26 protein-coding genes are annotated in these 25,847 nt (G+C 72.5%); 10 read left to right on the forward strand and 16 right to left on the reverse strand.

Annotated elements, in window-relative coordinates; all coding sequences use genetic code 11:
* Positions 1 to 51: 51 nt before the first annotated feature.
* The 6 genes from glmS to FK498_RS02160 form a co-directional block, all read right to left on the reverse strand.
* Positions 52 to 1,875, reverse strand: coding sequence for a glutamine--fructose-6-phosphate transaminase (isomerizing) (gene glmS / locus FK498_RS02135; RefSeq protein WP_141851168.1), 1,824 nt, complete (start codon positions 1,873 to 1,875; stop codon positions 52 to 54).
* Positions 1,875 to 3,230, reverse strand: coding sequence for a bifunctional UDP-N-acetylglucosamine diphosphorylase/glucosamine-1-phosphate N-acetyltransferase GlmU (gene glmU / locus FK498_RS02140; RefSeq protein WP_141851169.1), 1,356 nt, complete (start codon positions 3,228 to 3,230; stop codon positions 1,875 to 1,877). Before glmU ends, glmS begins: the two co-directional genes overlap by 1 nt.
* A gap of 90 nt (positions 3,231 to 3,320) precedes the next feature.
* Entirely contained in the window at positions 3,321 to 4,133 is an 813-nt protein-coding gene (locus tag FK498_RS02145) for a DUF3108 domain-containing protein (protein ID WP_161988278.1), read from the reverse strand.
* A gap of 133 nt (positions 4,134 to 4,266) precedes the next feature.
* On the reverse strand, positions 4,267 to 4,743 hold the full coding sequence (locus FK498_RS02150; protein ID WP_141851171.1) for a GcrA family cell cycle regulator: 477 nt from the start codon (positions 4,741 to 4,743) through the stop codon (positions 4,267 to 4,269).
* 136 nt (positions 4,744 to 4,879) lie between these two features.
* Positions 4,880 to 5,830, reverse strand: a complete 951-nt coding sequence (locus FK498_RS02155; protein WP_141851172.1) for an acetamidase/formamidase family protein — start codon at positions 5,828 to 5,830, stop codon at positions 4,880 to 4,882.
* Between the two features lie 160 nt (positions 5,831 to 5,990).
* On the reverse strand, positions 5,991 to 8,315 hold the full coding sequence (locus FK498_RS02160; protein WP_141851173.1) for a xanthine dehydrogenase family protein molybdopterin-binding subunit: 2,325 nt from the start codon (positions 8,313 to 8,315) through the stop codon (positions 5,991 to 5,993).
* A gap of 90 nt (positions 8,316 to 8,405) precedes the next feature.
* On the opposite strand from FK498_RS02160, the gene FK498_RS02165 reads away from it, so the two are divergent.
* Positions 8,406 to 9,491 (forward strand): AI-2E family transporter, encoded by a 1,086-nt coding sequence (locus FK498_RS02165; protein WP_161988279.1) that lies wholly within the window; start codon positions 8,406 to 8,408, stop codon positions 9,489 to 9,491.
* Here the strand turns inward: FK498_RS02165 and FK498_RS02170 are convergent.
* Positions 9,480 to 10,214 (reverse strand): serine protease, encoded by a 735-nt coding sequence (locus FK498_RS02170; protein WP_141851175.1) that lies wholly within the window; start codon positions 10,212 to 10,214, stop codon positions 9,480 to 9,482. The genes FK498_RS02165 and FK498_RS02170 overlap by 12 nt on opposite strands.
* A 125-nt stretch (positions 10,215 to 10,339) precedes the next feature.
* Here FK498_RS02170 and FK498_RS02175 point away from each other — a divergent pair, with 125 nt between their 5' ends.
* From FK498_RS02175 to FK498_RS02195, 5 genes are read left to right on the forward strand one after another with little or no spacing between them, the layout of a single operon-like run.
* The gene (locus FK498_RS02175) at positions 10,340 to 11,134 is read left to right on the forward strand and encodes an ABC transporter ATP-binding protein (protein ID WP_141851176.1); all 795 of its coding nucleotides are present in this window, start codon (positions 10,340 to 10,342) and stop codon (positions 11,132 to 11,134) included.
* Entirely contained in the window at positions 11,127 to 11,819 is a 693-nt protein-coding gene (locus tag FK498_RS02180) for an ABC transporter ATP-binding protein (protein WP_202614711.1), read from the forward strand. Before FK498_RS02175 ends, FK498_RS02180 begins: the two co-directional genes overlap by 8 nt.
* Positions 11,820 to 11,846: 27 nt before the next feature.
* A complete protein-coding gene (locus FK498_RS02185) occupies positions 11,847 to 13,091 on the forward strand; it encodes an ABC transporter substrate-binding protein (RefSeq protein ID WP_141851178.1) in 1,245 nt (414 codons plus the stop codon).
* Between the two features lie 51 nt (positions 13,092 to 13,142).
* On the forward strand, positions 13,143 to 14,027 hold the full coding sequence (locus tag FK498_RS02190) for a branched-chain amino acid ABC transporter permease (RefSeq protein WP_141851179.1): 885 nt from the start codon (positions 13,143 to 13,145) through the stop codon (positions 14,025 to 14,027).
* Positions 14,028 to 14,030: 3 nt separating this feature from the next.
* Positions 14,031 to 14,954, forward strand: a complete 924-nt coding sequence (locus FK498_RS02195) for a branched-chain amino acid ABC transporter permease (protein WP_141851180.1) — start codon at positions 14,031 to 14,033, stop codon at positions 14,952 to 14,954.
* A gap of 96 nt (positions 14,955 to 15,050) precedes the next feature.
* On the opposite strand, the gene FK498_RS02200 is transcribed toward FK498_RS02195, so the two are convergent.
* The 8 genes from FK498_RS02200 to FK498_RS02235 all read right to left on the reverse strand — a co-directional run bounded on the left by FK498_RS02200 (position 15,051) and on the right by FK498_RS02235 (position 21,973).
* Positions 15,051 to 15,632, reverse strand: a complete 582-nt coding sequence (locus FK498_RS02200; RefSeq protein WP_161988280.1) for a hypothetical protein — start codon at positions 15,630 to 15,632, stop codon at positions 15,051 to 15,053.
* Between the two features lie 90 nt (positions 15,633 to 15,722).
* Positions 15,723 to 16,457 (reverse strand): 1-(5-phosphoribosyl)-5-[(5-phosphoribosylamino)methylideneamino]imidazole-4-carboxamide isomerase, encoded by a 735-nt coding sequence (gene hisA / locus FK498_RS02205; RefSeq protein ID WP_237560808.1) that lies wholly within the window; start codon positions 16,455 to 16,457, stop codon positions 15,723 to 15,725.
* Positions 16,454 to 17,074 (reverse strand): GNAT family N-acetyltransferase, encoded by a 621-nt coding sequence (locus tag FK498_RS02210; protein ID WP_141851182.1) that lies wholly within the window; start codon positions 17,072 to 17,074, stop codon positions 16,454 to 16,456. The genes hisA and FK498_RS02210 overlap by 4 nt, the downstream gene beginning before the upstream one ends.
* 14 nt (positions 17,075 to 17,088) lie before the next feature.
* Positions 17,089 to 17,754 carry an imidazole glycerol phosphate synthase subunit HisH gene (gene hisH, locus FK498_RS02215; protein ID WP_141851183.1) on the reverse strand — a complete coding sequence of 222 codons (666 nt, stop codon included), beginning with the start codon at positions 17,752 to 17,754 and terminating at the stop codon, positions 17,089 to 17,091.
* Positions 17,751 to 18,131, reverse strand: coding sequence for a DUF2628 domain-containing protein (locus FK498_RS02220; RefSeq protein WP_141851184.1), 381 nt, complete (start codon positions 18,129 to 18,131; stop codon positions 17,751 to 17,753). Before FK498_RS02220 ends, hisH begins: the two co-directional genes overlap by 4 nt.
* Positions 18,131 to 18,733 carry an imidazoleglycerol-phosphate dehydratase HisB gene (hisB, locus tag FK498_RS02225; RefSeq protein ID WP_141851185.1) on the reverse strand — a complete coding sequence of 201 codons (603 nt, stop codon included), beginning with the start codon at positions 18,731 to 18,733 and terminating at the stop codon, positions 18,131 to 18,133. The genes FK498_RS02220 and hisB overlap by 1 nt, the downstream gene beginning before the upstream one ends.
* Positions 18,734 to 19,360: 627 nt before the next feature.
* Positions 19,361 to 19,690, reverse strand: a complete 330-nt coding sequence (locus tag FK498_RS02230) for a hypothetical protein (protein ID WP_141851186.1) — start codon at positions 19,688 to 19,690, stop codon at positions 19,361 to 19,363.
* Positions 19,691 to 19,798: 108 nt separating this feature from the next.
* Positions 19,799 to 21,973, reverse strand: a complete 2,175-nt coding sequence (locus tag FK498_RS02235; protein WP_141851187.1) for a thioredoxin domain-containing protein — start codon at positions 21,971 to 21,973, stop codon at positions 19,799 to 19,801.
* 75 nt (positions 21,974 to 22,048) lie between these two features.
* Between FK498_RS02235 and FK498_RS02240 the strand changes: the two genes are divergently transcribed.
* From FK498_RS02240 to FK498_RS02255, 4 genes are read left to right on the forward strand one after another with little or no spacing between them, the layout of a single operon-like run.
* On the forward strand, positions 22,049 to 22,462 hold the full coding sequence (locus FK498_RS02240; RefSeq protein ID WP_141851188.1) for a ferredoxin: 414 nt from the start codon (positions 22,049 to 22,051) through the stop codon (positions 22,460 to 22,462).
* A 56-nt stretch (positions 22,463 to 22,518) separates the two neighbouring features.
* Positions 22,519 to 23,124 carry a 16S rRNA (guanine(527)-N(7))-methyltransferase RsmG gene (locus tag FK498_RS02245; protein ID WP_141851189.1) on the forward strand — a complete coding sequence of 202 codons (606 nt, stop codon included), beginning with the start codon at positions 22,519 to 22,521 and terminating at the stop codon, positions 23,122 to 23,124.
* Positions 23,105 to 23,920 (forward strand): ParA family protein, encoded by an 816-nt coding sequence (locus FK498_RS02250; protein WP_141851190.1) that lies wholly within the window; start codon positions 23,105 to 23,107, stop codon positions 23,918 to 23,920. Before FK498_RS02245 ends, FK498_RS02250 begins: the two co-directional genes overlap by 20 nt.
* A complete protein-coding gene (locus FK498_RS02255; protein WP_141851191.1) occupies positions 23,917 to 24,810 on the forward strand; it encodes a ParB/RepB/Spo0J family partition protein in 894 nt (297 codons plus the stop codon). Before FK498_RS02250 ends, FK498_RS02255 begins: the two co-directional genes overlap by 4 nt.
* Positions 24,811 to 25,012: 202 nt before the next feature.
* On the opposite strand, the gene FK498_RS02260 is transcribed toward FK498_RS02255, so the two are convergent.
* Entirely contained in the window at positions 25,013 to 25,795 is a 783-nt protein-coding gene (locus FK498_RS02260; RefSeq protein ID WP_141851192.1) for a DUF3108 domain-containing protein, read from the reverse strand.
* Positions 25,796 to 25,847: the final 52 nt, after the last annotated feature.

Consider the following 25,847-nt stretch of genomic DNA (forward strand, 5'->3'; position numbering starts at 1 on the left):
GCGCCGCGAACGCTCTCCCCGGCCGCCGCAGCCTCGATCCCCGCTCCGCCGTCACTCCACCGTCACGCTCTTGGCCAGGTTGCGCGGCTGGTCGACATCCGTCCCCTTCAGCACGGCCGCATGATAGGCCAGCAACTGGACCGGGATGGAATAGACGATCGGCGCGGTGAAGGGGTGCGTCTCCGGCAGGGCGATCGTGTGGGCGCAGAGATGGGCGAGCTTCTCGCACCCCGCCCGGTCGGAGAGCAGCACCACCCGGCCGCCCCGGGCATGCACCTCCTGCACGTTGGAGGCCGTCTTCTCGAACAGCCGCCCCGGCGGCGCGACCACCACCACCGGCACGTGCTCGTCGATCAGCGCGATCGGCCCGTGCTTCATCTCGCCGGCGGGGTAGCCCTCGGCGTGGATGTAGCTGATCTCCTTGAGCTTGAGCGCGCCCTCCATCGCCACGGTCCAGGCCGTGCCGCGCCCCAGATAGAGCACGTCGCGCGCCTCGGCGATCTCGGCCGCGACCGCCGCGATGCGTTCGTCGAGCTCGAGCGCCTCGGCCGTCTTGCCCGGGGTCTCGATCAGCGCCTGGGCGAGCGCGGCCGCATCCACCGCCGAGAGCGTGCCCCGCGCGCGCGCGGTGGCGACCACGAGGCAGGCGAGGGCGGCGAGCTGGGTGGTGAAGGCCTTGGTCGAGGCGACGCCGATCTCAGGGCCTGCGAGCGTGAGCAGCGTGCCGTCGCTCTCGCGCTCCATCGCGCTCTCGCGCACGTTCACCACCGAGAGCACGCGCTGGTCCTGGCCCTTGGCCCAGCGCAGCGCGGCAAGGGTGTCGACCGTCTCGCCGGACTGGCTGATGCAGAGCACGAGCGCGCCCGGATCGAGCACCGGCTCGCGGTAGCGGAACTCCGAGGCGATCTCGGCGGTGGCGGGCAGGCGCGCGACCTGCTCGAACCAGTCGCGCGCCACCTGGCCGGCATAGAGCGAGGTGCCGCAGGCGACGATCGAGACGCGCGGGATGCGCGCGAGGTCGACCGGCAGGTCGGGCAGCGTGATCTGGCGCGTCGCCGGGTCGAGATAGGTCTTGAGCGTGTCGCCGATCACCGCCGGCTGCTCGTGGATCTCCTTCTGCATGAAGTGGCGGAAATTGCCCTTGCCCACCATCGCGCCGGAGACCGCGGTGCGCCTGATCGGCCGCACCACCGGCCGATCCGCATGGTCGAAGATCTCCGCCCCCTGCTGGGTGACGATCGCCCAGTCGCCCTCCTCGAGGTAGCTGATCCGCTCGGTCAGCGGGGCGAGGGCGAGCGCATCCGAGCCCACGTACATCTCGCCGTCGCCGTAGCCGATCGCGAGCGGCGAGCCGCGGCGCGCGGCCATGATCATGTCGTGCCGGCCGGCGAACAGCACGGCGAGCGCGAAGGCGCCCTCGATCCGCTTCAGCGTCGCCGCCATCGCCTCCTCGGGGGTGGCGCCGGCGGCGAGATCGCGGTCGAGCAGCCGCGCCACCGTCTCGGTGTCGGTCTCGGTCTCGAAGGTGGCGCCCGCGGCGGCGAGCCGCGCCTTCAGCTCGGCGTGGTTCTCGATGATGCCGTTGTGCACCACCGCGACGCGGTCGGTCGCGATCGGGTGCGCATTGGTCTCCGACGGCCGTCCGTGCGTCGCCCAGCGCGTGTGTCCGATGCCGGTGGTGCCGGGCAGCGGCCGCTGGTCGAGCAGTGCCGCGAGCCGGGCGAGCTTGCCCTCGGCGCGGCGGCGCTCGATGTGGCCGTTGACGAGGGTGGCGATGCCGGCGCTGTCGTAGCCGCGGTACTCGAGCCGGCGCAGCGCCTCGACCAGGAGCGGGGAGGCGGGGTTGCGCCCGACCACGCCGACGATGCCGCACATCAGCCCTTCTCCCTGCAGCGCGCGCGGAACTCGGCCGCGCGATTCGGCTTGTCGCTCTGGCGCGCGCGGCCGAAGGCCATCGCGTCCGGCGCGACATCCGAGGTGATGGTAGATCCGGCGGCGATGAAGGAACCGTCACCGAGCGTGACGGGCGCCACCAGCGTGGCATTGGAGCCGACGAAGACGCGCTCGCCGATCGTGGTGCGGTGCTTGGTGACACCGTCGTAGTTGCAGGTGATGGTGCCGGCACCGATGTTGGCGCCCGCGCCGATCGTCGCATCGCCGAGATAGGCGAGATGGTTCGCCTTCGCCCCCGCGCCGAGCGAGGCGTTCTTCAGCTCGACGAAGTTGCCGACATGCGCGCCCGCGCCGATCTCCGCACCTGGGCGCAGCCGGGCGAACGGCCCGACGGTCGCGCCCGGGCCGACCCGGCAGGCCTCGAGATGCGAGAAGGCCCGGATCTCGGCTCCCTCCTCCACCGTCACGCCGGGGCCGAACACCACGTGCGGGTGCACGGTCACGTCGGCGCCGAGCCGCGTGTCCCAGGCGAGGAACACGGTCTCGGGCGCGACCAGCGTGGCCCCGCCCTCCATCGCCGCGGCGCGCAGGCGCTGCTGGAGCGCCGCCTCGGCAGCGGCCAGCTCGGCGCGGGAATTGATGCCGAGCAGCTCCCCGGGCGGCGCCTCCGCATGCGCGACCCGGGCGCCCTCGGCGCGCGCGATCGCGACGACGTCGGTCAGGTAGTACTCGCCCTTGGCGTTGTCGTTGCCGACCCGGCGCAGCCAGCGCAGGAGGTCGGCCGCCGGAGCGCAGAACAGGCCGGCATTGCAGAGCCCGACCGCGCGCTCGGCCGCATCCGCGTCACGCCATTCGACGATGCGGGTCACGAACCCGTCCTCGCCCAGGATCACGCGGCCGTACTGCGCCGGGTCCGCCGGGCGGAAGGCGAGCAGGGCGAGGCCGGCCCCGGTCTCGCGCCGCCGCGCGGCGAGGGCCCGCATGGTCGCGGGACGCACCAGCGGCACGTCGCCATAGAGCACCATCGCCTCTCCCGCGGTGGCGGCGAGCGCCTCGGCGGCGGCGAGGGTCGCGTGCGCGGTGCCGAGCCGGTCCCGCTGCACGAAGCAGGGATGGGGCGCCACCGCCTCGCGCAGCGGGCCGAAGGCGGGTTCGGGACCGACGACCACCGCGGCGTGGCCGAAGCCTGCCTCCGCGCAGGCCGCGATCAGGTGCGCCACCATCGGCCGGCCGGCGAGACGGTGCAGGGGCTTGGGGATGGCGGAGCGCATCCGCGTCCCAAGACCTGCGGCCAGGATCACGGCGAGCGCATCAGGGAGGGGATCTGGATGCGTCACGGCGGCGCAGGTTGTGCCGCAGGCGAGACGGTGCTGTCAAAGGCGCCCGCAGTCACTTCGCGTTTCGCGATGCAACGGCGTTGCGCGCCGTCAGTTGCGCGTCTGCCGGGTCGGCACCGGCAGGTCGCCGCGGCCGATCCGGGTCAGGTGGAGATAGACGGGCCCCCAGCCGGTCTCGGCCTCGATGCGTACGGGGATGGGCGGCAGGTCGGGCGCGGGACGGGCGAACCAGGCCGTGGCGCTGCGCGGCCTGCCCGCCTCCGCGCGGTCCTGGTCGGTGCGGAAGCCGGCGACTTGGCGCCCCTCGACGCTGCACCTGAGGGCAGGACCGGCGAAGACGCCCCAGCGGTGTGGCTCCAGCGTGTCCTCGCCTTCGGTGCGGACAACGACGTCGGTGCGGCGGCGGCCGTCGAACAGCGCGGCCTCGCCCTCGCAGCGGCCGGTGGCGGCGAGGCTGCGGAGCAGCGCGGCGATCGCGGTCAGCGTGTCCACCGTGCCGTGCTGGAGTTCGGGCGGCACGGGTTCGCGCTCCTCGGTGTTGGCGGGGATCAGCGCCAGCACCTCCGGCCGGCCGTCGGGCCAGGTCATGGCGATGCGTCTTGGCCGGTCGCGCCAGCGCCCGTCCATGGCGTAGCGCGCCGGAGCGAGGCCGAGCGCATGGCCGGACCGGATCGTGCCCTCGACCTCGGTGGTCTGCTCGCCGGTGACGAAGGCGGCGAGGATGCCGATCGTGCGCATGCGTGCGACCATGCGGTAGCGACGGTCGTCGAGGGCGAAGGAGGCGTCGAGCGCGGCGACCGAGAAGCCGCTGAAATAGGCCGTGTAGGAGGCGAGCACGGGTTCGCCGGCACGGGCGGCCGGAGCGAGCGCGGCGGCAGCCGCGGCGGCGATCAGCGTGCGCATGCCTCCGTATAAGGGGGGCGTCCTGCGGGTGTGAATAGGGAACGGGCCGGCGACGGCGTCGCCGCGTCGGCCCATCGCCAGCCCGCTGGCGCGCCGGAGGCGCCGATCCGCTCCCGGACGTCGGGAACCGCCCTCAGGCCGCGTCCTCGCGCCGGTCCTTCACCCGCACATAGGCGACCGAGGCGTGCTCGGCACAGTAGGGCTTGCCGAGCAGCGCCTGGGCGCCGCAGAAGCGGAAGCCGGGGGTGCCGGGATCGCCGATCGGCCAACAGCAGGCGCTGTTGCCGAGCCTGAGAGGCGGCGATGGGCGCATCGCCACGACCGGAGCGGCCGGGCGTTCCGCCGGCGGCCGCGCCGCGACGACCGCACCCGCCATCATCGGCGAGGGTCGCGGCATCGCCGGCCGCGCCGCGCGGCGCGGGGGCCGCGGCGCGGGGGCGACCCCAGGGGTGCGCCGGATCGGCGAAGGTCGCGCGGCGAGGTTGAGCCGATGCGCCTTGCCCACCACCGCGTTCTTGGAGATTCCCATGCGCCGGCCGATCTCGGCGGTCGAGAGGCCCTCCGCCCACAACTGCCGCAGCGTGGCGATCGCGTCCTCGGTCCACTCCATCCCGCGTGCCCTCGACCTGTAGGGTCCTTCCTCTACCACATACGGTATCAGAGACCGCGGAAGAAACACAACGGATAGAGGTCGCGCAGCACCAGAAAGTTGTGGACAACCGGAACGCGCAGGGATCGGCGCGCCTTCAGAGGAGATCCTTGCGCAGCATCCCATGCACCCCCTTCACCCCGTTCACGGTCTGGGTGACGCGGAAATCGGCCGCCAGCGAGCAGAACTGGTAGGCGTCGATCGGGGCGAGATTGGTGCGGGCACAGATGAAGGCGATCATCTCGCGCAGCGCCTGCTTCATCGCCAAGTCGAGGTCCTCGTTCAGCCCCATCGAGATGTAGTGCGTCGGGGTCTCGGCGCGGGGAAAGGCCAGGAGTGGTGCTGCGCCGCGCTTCTTGTGCAGCACGAGGGTGAGCACGCCGTCGAGGCACATCTCGAGCGCAGTGATGCAGACCTCGCCGTCGCCCTGCACGCCGTGCCCGTCGCCGACCGAGAACTTCGCCCCGGCGACATGCACCGGCAGATAGAGCGTCGTGCCGGCGACCAGCTCCTTGTTGTCGAGATTGCCGGCGTGCTCGCGCGGCGGGTTGGAGGCGATCCGGCCATAGGCCGGCGGCGGGGCCACGCCCATCACGCCGAAGAAGGGGCTGAGCGCGAGCTCCGTTCCCCAGGGCAGGCGGCAGGTGAGCCGGTCGCGATCGACCGGGATGTGCAGCACGCGCGTGGTGGGGAAGTCCTCGGGCAGCGTGCCGACCAGGGGACGCACCATGTTGTAGCCCCAGTCCGCCCCCGGGGTGATCCGCTCGATCCGCACCTCGAGCATGTCGCCCGGCTCCGCCCCCGCGACCGCGATCGGCCCGGTCAGGATGTGCGCGCCGAGTTCCGGCGTGACGCGCGCGACGATCTCGGCGAGCGCGGGCGGGATGGCGAGGCCGGACTCGGGCGGCGGCATCACGCCCTCGCGACCGGAGACGCACTGCACCTCGACCGTGTCGCCCGAGTTCACCGTCAGCACCGGCGGCAGGGCCGCGTCGAAATACCCCCAGTGGACGGTCGCGGGCGAGGCGGCGAGACGGTGCGTGGCCATGGGGGACTCCGGCAGGATGGGCGCATCGCAGCAGCCCGAGCGGGGCGCGTCAATCATGGCGGCCGACACGGCCCTGCGGCCGCCCGCGCGCTGTCCGCGCCCCTTCTCGTCCCGTCCGAAGGGGGCAGAAGCCCGGGCGGGAGGGCGGACGCCCCCCCGGTCAGGCTGCCCTGGCCGCCGCGATCGTGCGCCAGAGCCGCTCCGGCGTGGCCGGCATGTCCACGTGCCGCACGCCGTCCTCGGCGAGCGCGTCGACGATCGCGTTCACCACCGCCGGCGGACTGCCCACCGCGCCCGCCTCACCCGCCCCCTTCACCCCGAGCGGGTTGGTCTCGCAGGGGATCTCGATCAGGTCGACGTCGATGTCCGGCAGGTCGTCGGCGCGCGGGATGCCGTAGTCCATGAAGGTGCCCGAGACGAGTTGGCCGCTCGACGGGTCATAGACCGTGTGCTCGAGCACCGCCTGGCCGATCCCCTGCGCCACCCCGCCATGCACCTGGCCGCGCACGATCAGCGGGTTGATCGCATGGCCGACGTCGTCGCAGACGATGTAGCGCACCACGTCCACCTCGCCGGTCGCCGGATCGATCTCCACCTCGGCGATGTGGCAGCCATTCGGGAAGGTGTGTGCCTTGATCTCGGCCACCTCCGCCGCATCGAGCGTGGTCACGTCCTGCCCGGCCGCGGCCTTCCGCCGCTGCGCGAGCGCGAGCTCGATGATGCCGATCGCGCGGTCCGTGCCGACCACGCTGAACCGGCCGCCCTCGAACACGATGTCGGCGGGTGCGACCTCCAGCGCCTCGCCGGCGGCGCGCTTGCCCTTCTCGATCACGGTCGCGGTGGTGGCGAGGATCGCTTGGCCCTCGGAGTAGAGGCTGCGCGCCCCGCCGGTGCCGCCGCCGGTCGGGATCACGTCCGAATCGCCCTGCACCACGCGGATCTTCTCGGGCGGGATGCCGAGCTCGTGCGCGGTGAGCATGATGTAGGCGGTCTCGTGGCCCTGGCCGGTCGACTGCGTGCCGACCAGCACGTCCACCATGCCGTCCTCGGCGAAGCGGATCTCGGCGCGCTCGGTCGGCGCCCCGCCCGTGGCCTCGAGATAGTAGGCGAGTCCGATGCCGCGCCGGCGGCCGCGCCGCGCCGCCTCCTGCCGGCGCTGCGGGAAGCCGGCCCAGTCGATCCGCTTCAACGCCGCATCCAGCACGGCGACGAAGTCGCCGCTGTCATAGGTGGCGCCCATCGGCGTCCTCCACGGCATCGCCGAGGGCGGGACCATGTTGCGCCGGCGGATCTCGACGCGGTCGATCCCCATCTCGCGCGCGGCCGTGTCGATCAGCCGCTCGACCACGTAGTTCGCCTCCGGCCGGCCCGCGCCGCGATAGGCATCGACGGGGGTCGTGTTCGTGAGCAGGCCGAGCACGTTCACATGCACGGCCTTGAACCCGTAGACGCTCGCCAGCACCTTCGAACCGGCGCCGGTCGGGATGAAGGGCGCGTAGTTCGAGAGATAGGCGCCCATGTTGGCGAGCGTCTTCGTGCGCAGGGCGAGGAACCGCCCGTCCCTGTCGAGGGCGAGCTCGCCGGTGGTGATGTTGTCGCGCCCATGCGTGTCGGAGAGGAACGCCTCCGACCGGTCGGAAACCCACTTCACCGGCCGGCCGAGGGCGCGCGCGGCGAAGCAGACCATCACGTGCTCGGGGTAGAGGAACAGCTTCATCCCGAATCCGCCGCCGACATCCGGCGTGATCACGCGGAACTGCTCGGGCGGCAGGTTGAACACGAACTTCGCCAGCATCTCCTTGAGCTGCCAGGAGCCCTGGGTGTTGGCGTAGAGCGTGAAGCGGCCGGTGGCGACGTCGTAGGCGGCGAGGGCAGCGCGCGCCTCGATCGAGGCGACGACGATGCGGTTGTTCACCACCGTCAACTTCGTGACATGGGCGGCCTCGCGGAACAGCCGGTCGGTCTCGGCCCGGTCGCCGGTCTCCCAGTCGAAGCAGAGATTGCGCTCGGCCGTCTCCCACACCAGCGGCGCGTCGGGGTCGTGCGCGCGCGCGAGATCGGTCACCGACGGCAGCTCCTCGTACGTCACCGCCAGCGCCTCGGCACCGTCGCGCGCGGCCTGCGGCGTCTCGCCCACCACGAAGGCGACCGGGTCGCCGACATGGCGGACGCGCCCGACCGCCAGCGCCGGCCGCGGCGTCTCGGCGCGCGGGGAGCCGTCGCGGCTCTTGAGCGGGATCATGCAGGGGACGTCGCCGAGTCCCGCCTTCTTCAGATCCGCGCCGGTGAAGACGCCGAGCACGCCCGGGACGGCCAGCGCCGGCGCCGGGTCGATCGCCCGGATCACCGCATGCGCATGGGGGCTGCGCGCCACCACGCCGTAGCTCTGGCCCGGCAGGGAGAGGTCGTCGGTGTAGCGCCCCGCACCGCGCAGCAGGCGCGGATCCTCGACGCGACGCATCGGCTGGCTGAGCCCGAACTTCATGCGCTCTCTCCCGGGGGTTGCATCGTTCCGCGCCACAGCATGTGGCGGAGCGCTATGCTTCGCCAAGCCCCCGGCTTTCGGAGTCGCCCCGTGCCGACAGATCCCCCCGCCGGCTACGTCCAGTTCGAACGGCTGCTCGCGCTGGCGCTGCCCGGCCTGCTGCTGGTCGCCTGTCTGGTGGTGATCGCGCCCTTCGCCGCGGCGCTGCTCTGGGCGGCGGTGATCGTGGTCTCGCTCTGGCGCCCGCTCGAGTGGCTGACCGCACGCCTGGGCGGGCGACGCGCGGCGGTCGGCACCCTGCTCGCGCTCGCGATGCTGGCGCTCCTCGTCGGGCCGGCGATCGCGCTCGGCGATGCGGCGGTCGCGGCCTTTCCGCAGGTGCAGGCGATGGCGCAGGCGCTCGGCGCGGTCGCGGCCGAACGCGCACCGCTCTGGCTTGCCGGCGTTCCGATGATCGGCGACCGGCTGGCCGCGACCTGGCGCATGATGGTGGGCGACGCCGGCGCGCTGATCGACACGGTGAGCGGCGTGGCACCGGAGATCGGCGCCTGGCTCGCGCGCCAGACGCTGGCGCTCGGGGCGACGCTGATCCAGCTCCTGCTGGTCGCGCTGGCGACCGGAGTGCTCTACGCCCAGGGCCCGGCAGGGGCGCGCGTGGCGCTCCGCCTGGCCGAGCGGGTCGGCGGGACGGACGGGATCGAGACGCTGGAGGTGGCGGTGCGGGCGATCCGCGCGGTCTCGGCCGGGGTGATCGGCACGGCGGCGGTGCAGGCCGTGCTGGCCTGGATCGGCTTCGCGGTCGCCGGCGTGCCGGCCGCCCTGCCGCTCGCGGTCGGGATCCTGGTGCTGGGGATCGTGCAGGTCGGGCCGCTGCCGGTCTGGCTGCCGGTCGTGGCCTGGATGTTCGCGACCGCGGAGAGCACGCTCGCGGCGGTGCTGCTGGCGGTCTGGTGCGCCGGCGTGGTGCAGACGGTGGACAACGTGCTGCGGCCGATCCTGATCAGCCGCGGCGCGCGGCTGCCGCTGCTGCTGATGCTGGTGGGTGTGCTGGGCGGGCTCCTGTCGATGGGGCTGATCGGGGTGTTCCTCGGCCCCACCATCCTCGGCGTCGGCTACGTGCTGCTGCGCCGCTGGCTCGGGCTCGAGCCGATCCCGACCGCGCCGTCAGCGGCGTGAGGCCTCGGCGACGCGGTCGGAGGCGGCGATCAGCCGCCGCGCCTCGTCGAGCGCCGGGCCGATGCCGAGCACGAACACCTCGCCGGCCCCGCCGCCCGGCCGGGCGTCCACCTCGGCGCCCGCGAGCAGGCCGATCGGCGGTGCCGCGTCGGGCGAGACCAGCGCGGTGGTCAGGCCCAGCACCGCCCCGTCGGGGCCGATCACGGGACCGCCGGAATAGCCCATCCGCGCGCCCAGGCGGGCGATGAACCCCTCGCCCAGGCCCTCGATCGCGGCGTCATGCTCCATCACCCAGCCCTGGGCGAGGGCGGGACCGGCCGCGGTCGTGCCGGCCGCCCAGACCGGCTGCGCGGGCAAGGGCCCGGCCTTGGCGGTCCGCGCCGGCGCGAGGAAGCCCTCGGGCATGCGCAGGACGGCGAGATCCATCGCCTCGGAGCGGGCGACCAGCGTGGCCTCGGCGCGGCCGCCGTCGTCGCGCACCAGCGTCGCGCGCTCGACCGCCATGCCGGCGAGGCGCATGACGTGGCTGTTGGTGAGCACATGGCGCGCATCGATCGCGACGGCGGAACCGATCCCCTCCATCAGCGGCGGCGCGCCGATCACGACCGCGGCATAGCTCTGCCGTGCGACCGGCTCGACCGGCGTGCCGATGGTGGCGGGGCCGGGCACGGCGGCGCAGGCGGCCGTCAGGGCGAGCAGCAGGGCGGACAGGGGGCAGCGCATCAGGGCGATCCTCGTGCGGGCGAACAGGACGCCATGGAACCAGAAACGCCTGAACGAAGCGTGAACACACAATCGCAGGGGTAGCCAGCCGCGCCCCTGCCGCAACGCTGCCCTTGCGCCGCAGCATGACAAGCTGGCAGGCTGCGTCTCGCAAGGGGGGGGCCTTGGACAGCGACGTCGTTCTCGAAACCGAAGGGCTGACGAAGGAGTTCCGCGGTTTCGTGGCCGTGAAGGATGTCGCCCTGCGCGTCCGGCGCGGCAGCATCCATGCGCTGATCGGCCCCAACGGTGCCGGCAAGACCACCTGCTTCAACCTGCTGACCAAGTTCCTGGAGCCGACGGCAGGCACGATCCGCTTCGAGGGGCGGGAGATCACCCGCCTCAAGCCGGCCGAGGTGGCCCGGCTCGGCATGGTGCGGAGCTTCCAGATCTCGGCGGTGTTCCCGCACCTGACCGCGCTCGAGAACGTGCGCGTCGCACTGCAGCGCGCGCGCGGCTCGTCCTACGACTTCTGGCGCTCCGAACGCCTGCTCGCCGGCTACGAGGAGCGCGCGCGCGCGCTGCTCGCCGATGTCGGGCTCGCCGGGTACGAGGACGTGCCGGCGGGGCTTCTGCCCTACGGCCGCAAGCGCGCGCTCGAGATCGCCACCACGCTCGCGCTCGACCCGCCGATGATGCTGCTCGACGAGCCGACCGCGGGGATGACGCACGAGGATGTCGATCGCGTCGTCGCGCTGATCCGGCGCGTGCGCGCCGGACGCACCATCCTGCTGGTCGAGCACAACCTGAAGGTGGTCGCCGGCCTGTCCGACACCATCACCGTGCTGACGCGCGGGCAGGTGCTGGCGGAAGGCGACTACGCCGCGATCAGCACGAATCCGGACGTGAAGGCCGCCTATATCGGATCCGACGATGCTTGAGGTGCGGGGGCTGGAGGCCTGGTACGGCGAGAGCCACGTCCTGCACGGCGTGGACCTCGAGGTCGCCGACGGCGAGGTCGTGACGCTGCTCGGCCGCAACGGCGCCGGCAAGTCCACCACCATCAAGGCGATCATGGGGGTGGTGGAGAACCGCCGCGGCTCGGTGCGCTTCAACGGCACCGAGACGGTCGGCCTTCCGCCCGACCGGATCGCCCGGCTCGGGCTCGCCTGGTGCCCGGAGGAGCGCGGCATCTTCGCGTCGCTGACCGTGAAGGAGAACCTGCTGCTGCCGCCCGAGATCGCGCCGAGCCAGGTCGATCTCGACCGCATCTACGCGCTGTTCCCCAATCTCAGGGAGCGGCTCGGCAGCCAGGGCACCAAGCTCTCGGGCGGCGAGCAGCAGATGCTGGCGATCGCGCGCATCATGCGCACCGGCGCCAGGCTGCTGCTGCTCGACGAACCGACCGAGGGGCTGGCACCGGTGATCATCCAGCAGATCGGCCGCACCGTGCAGGCGCTGAAGGAGATCGGCCTGACCGTGCTGCTGGTGGAGCAGAATTTCCGATTCGCCCAGAAGGTCGCGGATCGGCACTATGTGATGGAGCATGGGCGGATCGTCGACATGATCCCCCGCGCCCAGCTCGGGTCCAGCATGGACCGCCTGCACGCCTATCTCGGCGTGTAGCGCGGCCGATACAGGGAGAGACGACCGATGGCATTCAACCGACGCACGCTGCTCGCAGGCGCCGCCGCCGGGGCGGCCCTGCCGCTGGTCGCGCCGCTGCGCCATGCGCGCGCGCAGGCCGCGAACACCATCCGGATCGGCGTGCTGAACGACCAGTCCGGACTCTACCGCGACCTCGCCGGCCCGGGCTCCACCCAGGCGGTGCGGCTCGCGGTGCGCGAGAGCGGCATCACCACCAAGGGCGTGAACGTCGAGGTGATCGAGGCCGACCACCAGAACAAGCCGGATGTCGGCTCCACCATCGTGCGCCAGTGGCTCGACCGCGACGGCGTCGATGTGGTGGTGGACGTGCCGACCTCGTCGGTGGCGCTCGCCGTCAACACGCTCTGCCGCGAGCGCGACAAGGTGTTCCTCAACTCCACCGCCGCGACCTCGGACCTGACGGGCCCGGCCTGCGCGCCGACCACGGTGCACTGGACCTACGACACCTGGATGCTGGCGCACGGCACCGGTGCGGCGCTCGTCCAGTCCGGCGGCCGGAGCTGGTTCTTCATCACCGCCGACTACGCCTTCGGCCACGCGCTCGAGCGCGACACCGCCGAGTTCGTGCGCAAGGCCGGCGGGCGCGTGGTCGGCAGCGTGCGCACGCCCTTCCCCGGCACCACCGACTTCTCCTCGTTCCTGCTGCAGGCCCAGGCCTCGGGCGCGCAGGTGATCGGCCTCGCCAATGCCGGCGGCGACACCATCAACTGCATCAAGCAGGCGGCCGAGTTCGGCATCACCCGCAGCGGGCAGCGGCTCGCCGGACTGCTCGTGTTCCTCACCGACGTGCACGCGCTCGGCCTGCAGACCGCCCAGGGCCTGGTGCTGACGGAGAGCTTCTACTGGGACCTGAACGACCGCACGCGCGACTTCACGCGCCGGCTCGGCCGGATGCCGAACGATGTCCGCCCGACCATGGCGCATGCCGGCTGCTACGCCGCGGTCCTCCACTACCTGAAGGCGGTCGAGGCGATGGGTGTGGCCGCCGCCAAGGCCTCGGGCAGCAAGGCGGTCGAGCAGATGAAGGCGATGCCGACCAGCGACGACTGCTTCGGCGAGGGGACGATCCGCCCCGACGGGCGGAAGATCCACCCGGCCTATCTGTTCCAGGTGAAGGCTCCGGCCGAGAGCAAGGGGCCGTGGGACTACTACAAGCTGCTCAACACCATCCCCGCGAACGAGGCGTTCCGCCCGATCACCGCGGGCAACTGCCCGCTCGTGCGCACCTGACACGGAACGGCGGGGGAAGGGCCCGCGGGCCCCTCCCCCGCCCGCCATCCCATGACCACGATCCTCGGCGTCCCGACCGTCGCGCTCTACGGCCAGCTCATGCTCGGGCTGGTGAACGGCGCGTTCTACGCGATGCTCTCGCTCGGTCTCGCGGTGATCTTCGGGATGATGAACGTCATCAACTTCGCGCACGGCGCGCAGTTCATGATGGGCGCCTTCGTCGCCTGGATGCTGCTGAACTGGGCGGGGATCGGCTACTGGGCGGCGCTGCTGCTCGCCCCCCTCGCGGTCGGCGCCCTCGGCATCGTGCTCGAGCGGTTGATGATCTCGAAGCTCTACAAGCTCGACCACCTCTACGGGCTGCTGCTGACCTTCGGGCTCGCGCTGGTGATCGAGGGAACGTTCCGCAACTTCTTCGGCTCCTCCGGGCTGCCCTACCAGATCCCGCACGAACTCCAGGGGGCGATGAATCTCGGCTTCATGTTCCTGCCGAACTACCGCGGCTGGGTGATCGTCGCCTCGCTCGCGCTCTGCCTGCTCACCTGGTTCGTGATCGAGAAGACCAAGCTCGGCGCCTATCTGCGCGCCGCGGTGGAGCGGCCGGAGCTGGTGCGCGCCTTCGGCGTGAACGTGCCGCGCATGATCACCCTGACCTACGGCTTCGGCGTCGGGCTCGCCGCCCTCGCCGGCGTGCTGGCGGCGCCGATCTACAGCGTCAATCCGAACATGGGCTCGAACCTCATCATCGTCGTCTTCGCCGTGGTCGTGATCGGCGGCATGGGATCGATCCTCGGCTCGGTGGTGACCGGGTTCGGGCTCGGCCTGATCGAGGGGCTGACCAAGGTGTTCTGGCCGGAGGCCTCCGCCACCGTGATCTTCATCATCATGGCGATCGTGCTGCTGGTGCGGCCTGCGGGCCTGTTCGGTCGGGCCTGACGCATGGCACGCTCGCAGCGGATTGCCTTCCTGGTCATGGCGGCGCTGATCGCGACCGCGCCGTTCCTGCTCTACCCCGTGTTCCTGATGAAGGTGCTGTGCTTCGCGCTGTTCGCGACCGCCTTCAACCTGCTGCTCGGCTTCGTCGGGCTGCTGAGCTTCGGCCATGCGGCGTATTTCGGCATGGGTTCCTACATCTCGGCGCACGCGGCGAAGGTGTGGGGATTGACGCCGGAGCTCGCGATCCTCGCGGGCGGGCTGGTGGCGGCGGGTCTGGGCACGGCGTTCGGCTGGCTCGCGATCCGGCGCGCGGGCATCTACTTCGCGATGATCACGCTGGCGCTGGCGCAGATGGTCTATTTCTTCTGCGTGCAGGCGCCGTTCACCGGCGGCGAGGACGGCATCCAGGCGGTACCGCGCGGGCGGCTGTTCGGGCTGATCGACGTCGGCAACGATTTCGTCCTCTACTGGGTGGTGGCGGCGATCTTCCTCGCCGGCTTCCTGTTCGTCTGGCGCGTGGTGCACAGCCCCTTCGGCCAGGTGCTGAAGGCGATCCGCGACAACGAGCCGCGCGCCGTCTCGCTCGGCTACCGGGTCGAGACCTACAAGCTGATCGCCTTCGTGCTCTCCGCGGCGCTGGCCGGGATCGCCGGCGGCACCAAGGCGATCGTGTTCCAGATCGCCACGCTGACCGACGTGAACTGGCCGATGAGCGGCGAGGCGGTGCTGATGACGCTGCTCGGCGGGATCGGCACGATGTTCGGCCCCTCGGTCGGGGCGCTGGTGATCATCACGATGCAGAACGAGCTCGCGCAGATCGGCGCCTGGGTGACGGTGGTGCAGGGGGCGATCTTCGTCGCCTGCGTGCTGGCGTTCCGCCGCGGCATCATCGGCGAGCTGCAGGCGAAGCTGCGGTGCCCGCTGTAGCGGCGGATCGGGACGCGGCGACGGGGGACCCCAGGCCCGGCTTCCGGAGGCTTGAGCGCCGGTAGGCCGGGATCGACGGACCGCCTCGCGCGACGCTCAGCGCCGGGGCCGCGGCGGCGCCCTCGTGGCGAGGCGACGGCCGAGCTCGGTCAGCCGATCGGCCTCCGGCCCCTCGAGGTGGCTCCTGCCGAAGGCGGGCACGCCGCCGGGCGGAGGGGGAGCGGGCGAGATGCCCAGAGCAAGCCCGCGGGTTACGGCGCCTTCCATCCAAGCGTTGACGTCATTGGGGTTCCACCACGTGAGCGGAATGGGGCCGTAGGTGCGGTACCGCGCGCCACCGCCGGGGCCGAAGAGCAGGTTCATCACCGTCGAACAGCAGTTGCGGTCGAGCGCCCGGTATTCCGGGTTCGCGCGGTTTCCCGCCGACCACAGGGGAACCCGCGAGGCCTCTGCGTCCCAGGCGCGCATGATCGCCGTCTCGTCGAAATCCGTGCCGGTCCGGTTCAGCATCCAGCAGAAATCGGGCGGGCGCCCCATATCGCGCAGATCCTCGCTCCAGGTGTTCGGATAGGGTCTGACGCCGACGTTCAAGCTCGCCTCCAAGGCCCCGACTGCCAAGGGCCACCACGAGATGTAGCGCCCACGCTCCGGCCTTGCCGGATCGGGCAGCACGAGCATCGCCCCGTGGCCGACCGATCTGCCGAACACCCCGCCAGCCGCACCGATCGGGTTCCAGACATAAACGTCGATCATCGTCCTCCCCACCGCTCAGCCCCGCGCCGCCCGCAGCGCCTCCGCCGGGCTGATCCGGCCATCATAGAGCGCCCGGCCGACGATCACGCCCTCGATCCCGGCCTCGGCGCGCGCGCGCACGGCGGCGATGTCCTCGACCCGCGCCACCCCGCCCGAGGCGATCACCGGCGTGGTGAGCGCCCAGGCCAGATCCTCGGTCTGCTCGAGGTTGAGCCCCGCCAGCATCCCGTCGCGCGAGATGTCGGTGAACACGATCGCCGCCACGCCGGCGTTCTCGAACGCGAGGGCAAGATCGAGCGCGCGCATCGCGGTGGTCTCGGCCCAGCCTTCGGTCGCGACGAAGCCGTCGCGCGCGTCGATGCCGACCACGATGCGGCCCGGGAACGCCCTGCACGCCTCGCGCACCAGGCCCGGATCCTTGGCCGCGGCACTGCCCAGGATCACCCGCCGCACCCCGGCGGCGAGCCAGCGCTCGATCCCGGCCATGTCGCGGATGCCGCCGCCGAGCTGCACCGGGATCGTCACCGCCTGCAGGATCGCGGCCACCGCCTCGGCGTTGACGCTGCGGCCCGCGAAGGCGCCGTTCAGATCGACCACGTGCAGCCAGTCGAAGCCGGCCTCGGCCCAGGCGCGTGCCTGGGCCGCCGGATCCTCGGCATAGACCGTCGCCTCGCTCATCGCGCCGCGGCGCAGCCGGACGCAGACGCCGTCCTTCAGGTCGATCGCCGGATAGACGGTGATCGGCCTCACGCGCCCCTGCCCCGGCGCGGCGCCGGGGCCAGCCGCTTGTAGTAGAAGTGTCCGGCGATCACCTTGCCGCCGACCTGCGCATAGGCCGGATGCGTGCCCCAGCGGAGGAACCCCGCGGCCTCGAACAGATGGATCGCGCTCGCCTGCGTCTCGCGCACGTCGAGGTTGAGCACGCGCACGCCGATCGCCGCCGCGTAGTCCTCGACCCGACGGACCAGAAGCCGCGCGAGCCCGTGGCCGCGCGCATAGGGCGCGATGAAGAAGTGCATGAGCTGCGCCGAGAAGGCCTGCGCCTCGTTGTTGCGCGGCGGACGGACGAGCTGCGCCGCGCCGACGATGGTGCCGTCCAGCCGCGCGACGAACAGGCTGCGCTCGGGCACCAGCAGCACGCCGCGGAAGTAGCGCGCCAGCGTGTCGCGCGGCTGCGGCTTCACCCAGCCGAAGCCGCCGCCATCCATGATCGCCGCGGCCGCCGCCTCGGCGAGCTCGGCGACCTCGCTGTCGCCGAGCGCCTGGACACGCTCCACCGCAAGCTGCGGCGCGGTCCCGCCGCGCCGATCGGGCGCCGCCTCGGTGTGCAGCCCGGGCTCGCGCGCCTCCCGCTCGTTGCGCTCCATCGCGCCCCTTCTCCTCACGGATCCCAGGCGAGGAAATTGGCCAGGATCCGTAGCCCCGCCGCCTGGCTCTTCTCGGGGTGGAACTGCACGCCGGCGATGTTGCCGCGCGCCACCGCCGCGACCACCGGGCCGCCGTAGTCGGTCACCGCCATCACGTCACCCTGGTCCCCCGCCGACAGCGCATAGGAGTGCACGAAATACACATGGGATCCTTGACGGAGTCCTGCCAGGAGCGCGTGACCCGGCTCACGCCAGGAGAGGGCGTTCCATCCCATCTGCGGATAGGGCAGGCGCGCCGCCGGATCGTGGCCCGGCAGGTCGCGGAGATGCACGACCTCGCCCGGGATCCAGCCGAATCCCTGGTGCACGCCGTGCTCGAGGCCGCGATCGGCGAGGAGCTGCAGGCCGACGCAGATGCCGAGGAAGGGCACGCCGCGCCTTCGCACCGCATCCCCGAGCACCTCGAGCATCCCCGGCACGGCCGAGAGCCCGGCGAGGCAGTCGGCGAAGGCGCCCTGGCCCGGAAGCACGATCCGGTCGGCGCGCGCCACCACCTCGGCCTCGCCGGTGACCACGACCCGCGCGCCCCGCGCCGCCTCGGCCGCGACGCGCTCGAACGCCTTGGCCGCCGAGCGGAGATTGCCCGAGCCGTAATCGACGATCGCGACGGTGCCGGTCACGCCCGCGCCGACCCCCAGGCGAGCAGGTCCGGCCGGCCGGTGTAGAGCCGGGCGAGGGCCGCATCCTCGCCGCCCCTGGCCGCGACCACGCCGAGGAGACGCCAGCCGCGGCGCGCGAGCGTCCAGCGGCGCAGGTCGCGCGCGTGGAAGCCGATCAGGAGCTGCGCGGCGAGGCCGGCGAGCGCGATCAGCGCCTCCGGCAGGTCGCGCATCGCGGCGCCGAGGATCGCCGCCCCGGCGAGGTAGAGCACCACCACCAGCCACATCCGGTTCGCCAGGAACCAGAGGGCCGGGAACAGGAAGGCGAGCCAGGCGAAGCCCTCGCGCACGAGGATGGTCTCGTGGCCCGGGCGGACATGCACGGTCCAGACCCGCATCAGCCGACCAGCCGTCCCTTGGTGGAGGGGATGCTGCCGGCCGCGCGCGGATCGGCCTCGACCGCCTGGCGCAGCGCGCGGGCGAGCGCCTTGAAGCAGGCCTCGGCGATGTGATGGCTGTTCGCCCCGGCGCGCAGCGTGACGTGCAGGGTGATGCCGGCGTTGGTCGTGAAGGCGCGGAACCACTCGACGAACAGCTCCGTGTCCATCCCGCCGACCGTCATGGTCGGGAAGCGCACGTCCCAGGCGAGGAACGGCCGGCCGGAGACATCGACCGCCGCCTCGGCGAGCGCCTCGTCCATCGGGATAGTCGCCGCGCCGTAGCGGCGGATGCCGCGCTTCTCGCCGAGCGCCTTGGCGACCGCCTGGCCGAGCACGATGCCCGTGTCCTCGGTGGTGTGGTGCGCGTCCACGTGCAGGTCACCCTCGGCCGCGAGCTCGAGGTCGAGCATGCCATGCCGGGCGAGGGCGGTGAGCATGTGGTCGAGGAAGCCGATGCCGGTCGTGACCTTGGCGGCGCCGGTGCCGTCGAGATCGACAGTGGCCGAGATGCGCGTCTCGCTCGTCTCGCGGCGGATGGAGGCGCGGCGCATGGAGGTCATGCGGGCGTTCTAGCGAAGGGGCGGGGCGGCGTCCACGCGGGGCCGCCGAGGACTTGCCGGTGTTGGCGGCGGTGACGGGCGCCTCGCCCTCGGGCGCCCTCGGGCGCGGCTGCGCGACGGCGTGCCGGTCAAGCGTCGTGCAGCGCGCCATCGGATGGATCGGCCGTGACCGCCGCCGCGACCGCGATCAGCGGGGGCACGGGTTCCCGCGCGCGGAGAGCAGGATCGCTGGCGCCGTCCTGCGCATCGCGACCATTCACCCCATGCTCACCGGCCGGCCGCAACCGCGTCGGCGCCCGCCGCAACCTCCCGCCCGGGCGCCATCGTCCTGGTGCGGGATGCCGGAACAGACTTACGTATCTACGCATGAAACCATCGATATCCACAAGAACAAGGTAAATATATGTGCCAGGATACGCAGTGACTACTATAGTGCTGTGGTATCGTTTCGAGCGGGTGGCGAGTCTCCCGCGCAGCGGCTTGCGCGCCCCAAGGGCGCGCCTCTCGATCGTCCGCGGGAGGGTCCATGCTCCGCTGGCCGGCCGCCAGCGGGGTGTATGTGCCTTGCCCCCTTGCAGGCGATACGGGTCCTCTTGCGGCCGGGATCGGAACTTCCGCGGCGGGCCATCACTCCTCCCGCCAGCGCCGCCCACGCTCATCCGTGCGCCGGTGGCCGCGATGCCAGTGTCGCTCGCCGGGCTCCCAGCGGCGATCGCGATCGTGCCAGCGCCTTCTTGCGTCATACTCGCGGTCCCGACCGTACCAGTATGGCGGGGTTACCGTCCGGTAGCGCGGCGGGCGATAGACGCGCGGGTAGTGGACGTGGCCCGGATAGGCGTAGGTCGCATAGCCGTAGGAATAGGCCGGATAGGCGGGATAGCCGTAGTCCGGATGAGGCTCGGCGTAGGTCGCGCAGCCGCAGACCAGCAGAGCCACAGGCACGAGGTATCTGCGCATGCTGTCCCTCCCTTCGTTGCGGGGAGGTGACCACGCGATCAAGGCGGCAAGGCGCGGGGATCGTGGCGGCGCAGCGGCGGGTGGACGCAGCCCGCCGCCGTCGTGCCCTCACCCTGACATTCCCCCACGGTCCTGGGAGAGAGAACCCGACCGCGACGGAGAGGTCTCAACGACGGGCACTAGCGCGGCGCGCAGGGCGTCCGGCTCGGTGATCGGCAGGCCGCAGGTGCCGGCACGGCAGACATAGGCGGCGGCACGCCCCGCTAGCGGTCCCTTGCCCGCGGCCGGGTGGCTCGGCGGCAGGTCCGCCCCGGCGAGTTGCACCGTAACGCCGAGCTCGGGCACCGCGTGGGCAGCGGCGAGGAGGGCCTGGGTGCCCGGATCGTCGGGCGTGCCGGCCACGACCACCGCCGCCCCGCGCTCGAGCATGTCGGCCGCGACCAGCAGCCAGGGATGAGCCCATGGCTGCTCGACCGCACCCCCGGCATAGGCCGTGATCAGGGACGCGGCGGCGGCGCGGTACCGGTCCTCCCCGGTGACCAGGAACAGCCGAACCAGCGCATCCGCCATCATGCCGTTGCCGGAGGGCACGGCGTTGTCGGTCGCGTCCTTGGCGCGGAGGATCACGTCGGCCGCATCCGCGGGCGCGGTGAAGAAGGCACCGTCGGCGTCAGCGAAGAGGGCGAAGGCGGCACGGGCCCAGGCCTCGGCGGCACGCAGCGGCGCCGGGTCGGCGGTCGCGCCCGCGAGGATCACCCCGGCACGGATCATCGACGCGTAGTCGGTCAGCAGCCCGGGCACCCGCACCACGCCGTTGCGCCAGGAGTGCCAGAGGCGACGGCCGCCGCCCATCGCGCCCTCCGGGGCCTCGCCCGCGTCCATGTGGCGGGCGACGAAGGCGAAGGCGCGGGCGGCGAGGGCGAGCCAGTCGGGGCGGCGGAAGACGTGGCCCGCGCGGGCCAGGGCCGCAATCATCAGCCCGTTCCAATCCGCCAGCACCTTGTCGTCGCGGCCCGGGGGGATGCGGCCGGCGCGGTTGGCGAACAGGGCCTCGCGGGCGCGGGCGAAACCCGCCTCCTCGGCCGGGTCGGCCTCTGCGGAGGCGGCGCGGTTGAGGATGACCTTGTGCTCCCAGTTGCCCTCGGGCGTGACGTCGTAGGCGCGGCAGAAGCGCTCGATCGCGCCCGGGTCGAAGCCGGCGGATTTCAGCACGGAGCGGACCTGGGCGTCGGTCCAGACATAGAACTTCCCCTCCTCGCCCTCGCTGTCGGCGTCGAGGGAGGAGGTGAAGCCGGCGGTGCCGTCCTCGGCCGGGGTGACGAGCATCTCGCGGACGAGCCAGGCGACGGTCTCCTCGGCGCGGGCGCGCCAGAGGGGGGCGGGGTAGGCGGCGGCGTCGGGCTCGGCGGCGGCGAGCAGGGCGAGGAGCTCGAGGATCTGGGCGTTGTCGTAGAGCATCTTCTCGAAATGGGGGACGAGCCAGCGCGCATCGGTGGAGTAGCGTGCGTAGCCGCCGCCGAGGTGGTCGTAGATGCCGCCCTGGGACATCCGCTCCAGGGTGAGCATGACGGCTGCGCGAGCCCCCCTGTTGCCGGAACGGCGGTGCTCGGCCCAGAGGAAGCGGAACAGCGCGGACTGGGGGAACTTGGGCGCGCCCTGCAGCCCGCCGTCGCGCCGGTCGATGGTGCGCAGCAGCGTGGCGGCGGCCTGTTCCATCTGCGCGGGGCCGATGCCGGGGCCGGGGCGGCTCCGCGCCATGGCGGCGAGCGCCCGGGTCAGCGCCTCCACATTGTGGGCAACCTTGTCGGGCTCCTCGTGGACGATGCGGGCGATGGTCTCGAGCACCTGGGGGAAGGAGGGGCGGCCGAAGCGAGGCTCGGGCGGGAAGTAGGTGCCGCCCCAGAAGGGCTTGGCGTCGGGGGTGAGGAACATGGTGAGCGGCCAGCCGCCGTGCTCGCCCATCAGATGCAACGCCTGCATGTAGATGGCGTCGATGTCCGGGCGTTCCTCGCGGTCCACCTTGATGTTGACGAAGTGGCGGTTCATCAGCGCGGCGATCGCCGGGTTCTCGAAGGACTCGTGGGCCATGACGTGGCACCAGTGGCAGGCCGCGTAGCCGATCGAGAGCAGGATCGGTTTGCCGGTGGTGCGGGCCTCGGCCAGCGCCGCCTCCGACCAGGGTCGCCAGTGCACGGGGTTGTCGGCATGCTGGAGCAGGTAGGGGCTGGTCTCCGCGGCCAGCAGGTTGCGCGGGGGAAGCGTGGCGGCGGGGATGTCGGGCATCGGGCCCTCCCGGGTGCGGGGTTTCGACGGAGGCGTCCCCTCTCTACATAGGGCCCGACGGCGCGGGAGAAAGCGATGGCGGATGGTCGGCGGCGGCCGGGGGATCCTCCTCCGTACTACGAGGCGCATGTGTTCGTGTGCTGCAACCGGCGGCCCGACGGACACCGGCGCGGGAGCTGCGCGGCGAAAGGATCGGAGGACCTGCGCGACTACATGAAGGCGCGGGCGAAGGAGCTCGGGCTCAAGGGCGTGCGGGTGAACATGGCCGGGTGCCTGGACCGCTGCGAGTTCGGGCCGACCATGGTGATCTATCCCGAAGGGGTCTGGTACCGGGTGCGGAGCCGCGCGGAGGTCGACGCCGTGCTGGAGGCGCACCTGCTGCGCGGCGAGCGGGTGTCGGCGCTGATGCTGACGGAGCGCGACGTGGTGGAGAAGGCGCCGAAGCCGCGTGGGGACGGAGCGGCCGCGGCCGCCGCCGGCGACGGCTGAGAGTGTTTCACGTGGAACACGCGGGCCGGCGGCCGAGGTGAAGGCCGGCGTTTCACGTGAAACGGGAGCTCCCCGCCCTCACCGCCGACCAGCGCACCCGCCTGAAGGCCTATGCCGCGCTGATCGCCCGCTGGTCGCCGCGCATCAACCTGGTCGCGCCCGGCGACCTGCCCCGGCTCTGGGAACGCCACATCGCCGACGCCGCCCAGCTCGTCCCGCTGATCCCGCCGGGCAGCCGATCGATCGCCGATCTCGGCTCCGGTGCCGGCCTGCCCGGACTCGTCCTGGCGATCCTCACCGGCCTGCCGACCCACCTCGTCGAGCGCGACCGCCGCAAGGCCGCCTTCCTGCGCGAGGCCATCCGCGCCGCCGCCGCACCCGCCACTGTCCACGCCGCCGATGCCGCGACCCTCTCCCCGCTCCACGCCGATCTCGTCACCGCCCGTGCCCTCGCCCCGCTGCCCGCACTCCTGCCCCTCGTCGCCCGCCACCTTGCGCCGGGCGGTGCCGCTCTGCTGCCAAAGGGCGTCGCCGCAGACGCCGAATTGACCGCCGCCGCCCCCCTCTGGACAATGCGGATCGAGCGGTTCCCCAGCCGCACCGATCCCGCCGCCACCATCCTACGCCTGACCGAGGTCGCGCGTGCCCGACGCAGCCCCTGACGCCTCGCCCGCCGGCCGCCCCCGCATCATCGCGCTTGCCAACCAGAAGGGCGGCGTCGGCAAGACCACCACCGCGGTGAACCTCGCCACCGCCGTCGCCGCCACCGGCCAGCCCGTGCTGCTGATCGACCTCGACCCGCAGGGCAATGCCTCCACCGGCCTCGGCCTCGCCCGCGGCGAGCGCGGCGCCGGTACCTATGCGATGCTGATCGAGGGAAGACCGCTCGCCGAGCTGGTCCGCCCCACCGCCGTGCCCCACCTTTCCCTCCTCCCCTCCGATCAGGACCTCGCCGGCGCGGAGATCGAGCTCGTCGCGCTCACCCGCCGCGAGTTCCGCCTGCGCGACGCCCTCGCCGCCGCCCCGCCCGGCCTCGTGCTGATCGACTGCCCCCCCTCGCTCGGCCTCCTGACCCTGAACGCCCTGGTGGCGGCCGATTCCGTGCTCGTCCCCCTCCAATGCGAGTTCTTCGCCCTCGAGGGCATCTCGCAGCTCATGCGCACCATCGAGGTCGTGAAGCGTGGGCTCAATCCCCGCCTCACCCTCCAGGGCATCGTGCTGACGATGTTCGATCGCCGGAACAACCTGTCCGATCTCGTCGCCGCCGATGTGCGCGGCTTCTTCGGCGACAAGGTGTACGAGACGGTGATCCCCCGGAACATCCGCGTCTCCGAGGCGCCCTCGCACGGCAAGCCGGTGCTGCTCTACGACGTCCGCTCCGCCGGCAGCCAGGCCTATATCCGCCTCGCCGCGGAACTGATGCGGCGCGAGCGCGAGGCCAAGGAGACCCGAGCATGAGCCCCAAGCGTGACGCACCCAAGCGCCTCGGCCGCGGCCTGGCCGCACTCCTGGGCGACGCCGCCTCCGCCCCCGCCGCGGCCGAGGCGCCGGCCATCCCCGCAGGTGACATCCAGACCGTCCCGATCGCCGCGCTCGAGCCCAGCCCGTTCCAGCCGCGCAAGGGCATGCGGCAGGAGAGCCTGGACGACCTGATCGCCTCGATCCGCGAGCGCGGCATCCTCCAGCCCCTGTTGGTCCGTCCGCACCCCGAGCATCACGGCCGCTACCAGATCATCGCCGGCGAACGGCGCTGGCGCGCAGCTCAAGCGATCCCGCTGCACGAGGTGCCGGTGCTGGTGCGCGCGCTCCCGGACATGGAGGCGGCGGCGGCAGCCCTGGTGGAGAACCTGCAGCGGACGGATCTCGACCCGATCGAGGAGGCGGAGGGATTGATGCGTCTCATTGAGATGCATGGACTCTCGCAGGAAGAGATCGGTCGCATGATCGGCAAGAGCCGGAGCCACGTCGCCAACACGCTGCGCCTGCTCAACCTGCCGATCATCGTGCAGCACCATGTGCGGGAGGGACGGCTGACGGCGGGTCACGCGCGCGCCCTGCTCGGATCGCGCAATGCGGGGATGTTGGCGGCCCGGGTGGTCGAACAGGGCTTGAGCGTGCGCCAGACCGAGGCGCTGGTCGCGGCCGAGGCGAACCCGGAGAAGAAGCCGACCACCCGTCCGCGGCAGGCGACCGATCCGAACCTCGCGAGCCTCGAACGCGACCTGCGCGAGCGGCTCGGGCTCGGGGTGCAGCTCCGTCCACGCGGCGAGGGAGGAGAGCTCAGGCTGCGCTACGCGACGCTGGACCAGCTCGACGGGCTGCTCGCACTGCTGATGCGTGAGGCGTGACGTCCGGCGGGATGACGGGGGCCGGTTGGCGCAGCCGCAGGTCTGCGCAGCGGATCACCCGATCCGCGGAGGGCGGCTGATCGCCTCGGCCATCGCCTGAACCCTTTCCCGAGGCCGGGATCGGGCGTTGCCTGGGGCGTGGACGCCGGCTTCGGGCGGAGGGCTTCGCGAGAGCGCGGAGCCGGCGCAAGCCGCGGCCGTGTCAACGGGCGGCGAGCGCACCGAGCGGGGCCGGCCTCGCGTGATCGAGGGTCAGCACGAGCGTGCCGAGCCAGTCGATTCCCATCTCGAGCCGCACCGGCATGGGCGGCGCGTCGGGCAGCGGGGCGGCGATCCAGACCGTGCCCGACTGCGGCCGCGCCGCCTGGTCGCGGTCCCAGCCGCGCCAGAACCCGGCGAGCTGGCGGCCTTCGACACGGCAGCGCACGGCGGCGAGGTCGGACCGGCCGGGGACCGCGCCCTCGCCGTCCGGACGGAGGGTGAAGCGGTTCAGCCGCCGCCCGTCGAACACGGTGACGTCGAGGCTGCAGCCCGCCGCGCCGCGCTGCGCGACCTGGCGCGAGAGCACGACCAGCGCGGTCAGGGTGTCGATGCCGCCCTGCGCCATGGCGGGCGGGACGGGCTCGCGTTCGGGCAAATCCGGCGGGTCGAGGGCGATGCGCGGCGGGGTGTCGGCGAGCAGCAGTTCGACGCGGCGGTGCTGGCCCTGCCAGTCGCCTTCGGCGCGGAACAGGATCGGGCGGACGGTCTCGCGCGCCAAGCGGCCCTCGGCGCTGGCGGTCTGGTCGAAGCGCGTGGCGAGGGCGGCAAGGCCGACGGAGCGCGCCCGCGCGGCGACCTGGTAGTGGTCGGGGCCGATCGCGGCCCGGACATCGACGGTCATGACCCGCACGCCGGCGACGCGGGCGACGTAGTGCGCCTCCACCGTCGCGGCGTGGGCGGCGGAGCCGATGAGCAGCAGGGCCGTGACGGCGAGGCTGCGCATGACCTGCGAGGTAGGCCCGCGGCATCAGGCGGACAAGCCGGTCGGTCGCTTG

This window comes from Elioraea sp. Yellowstone, from assembly GCF_006704265.1.
Classification (GTDB): Bacteria; Pseudomonadota; Alphaproteobacteria; order Acetobacterales; family Acetobacteraceae; genus Elioraea.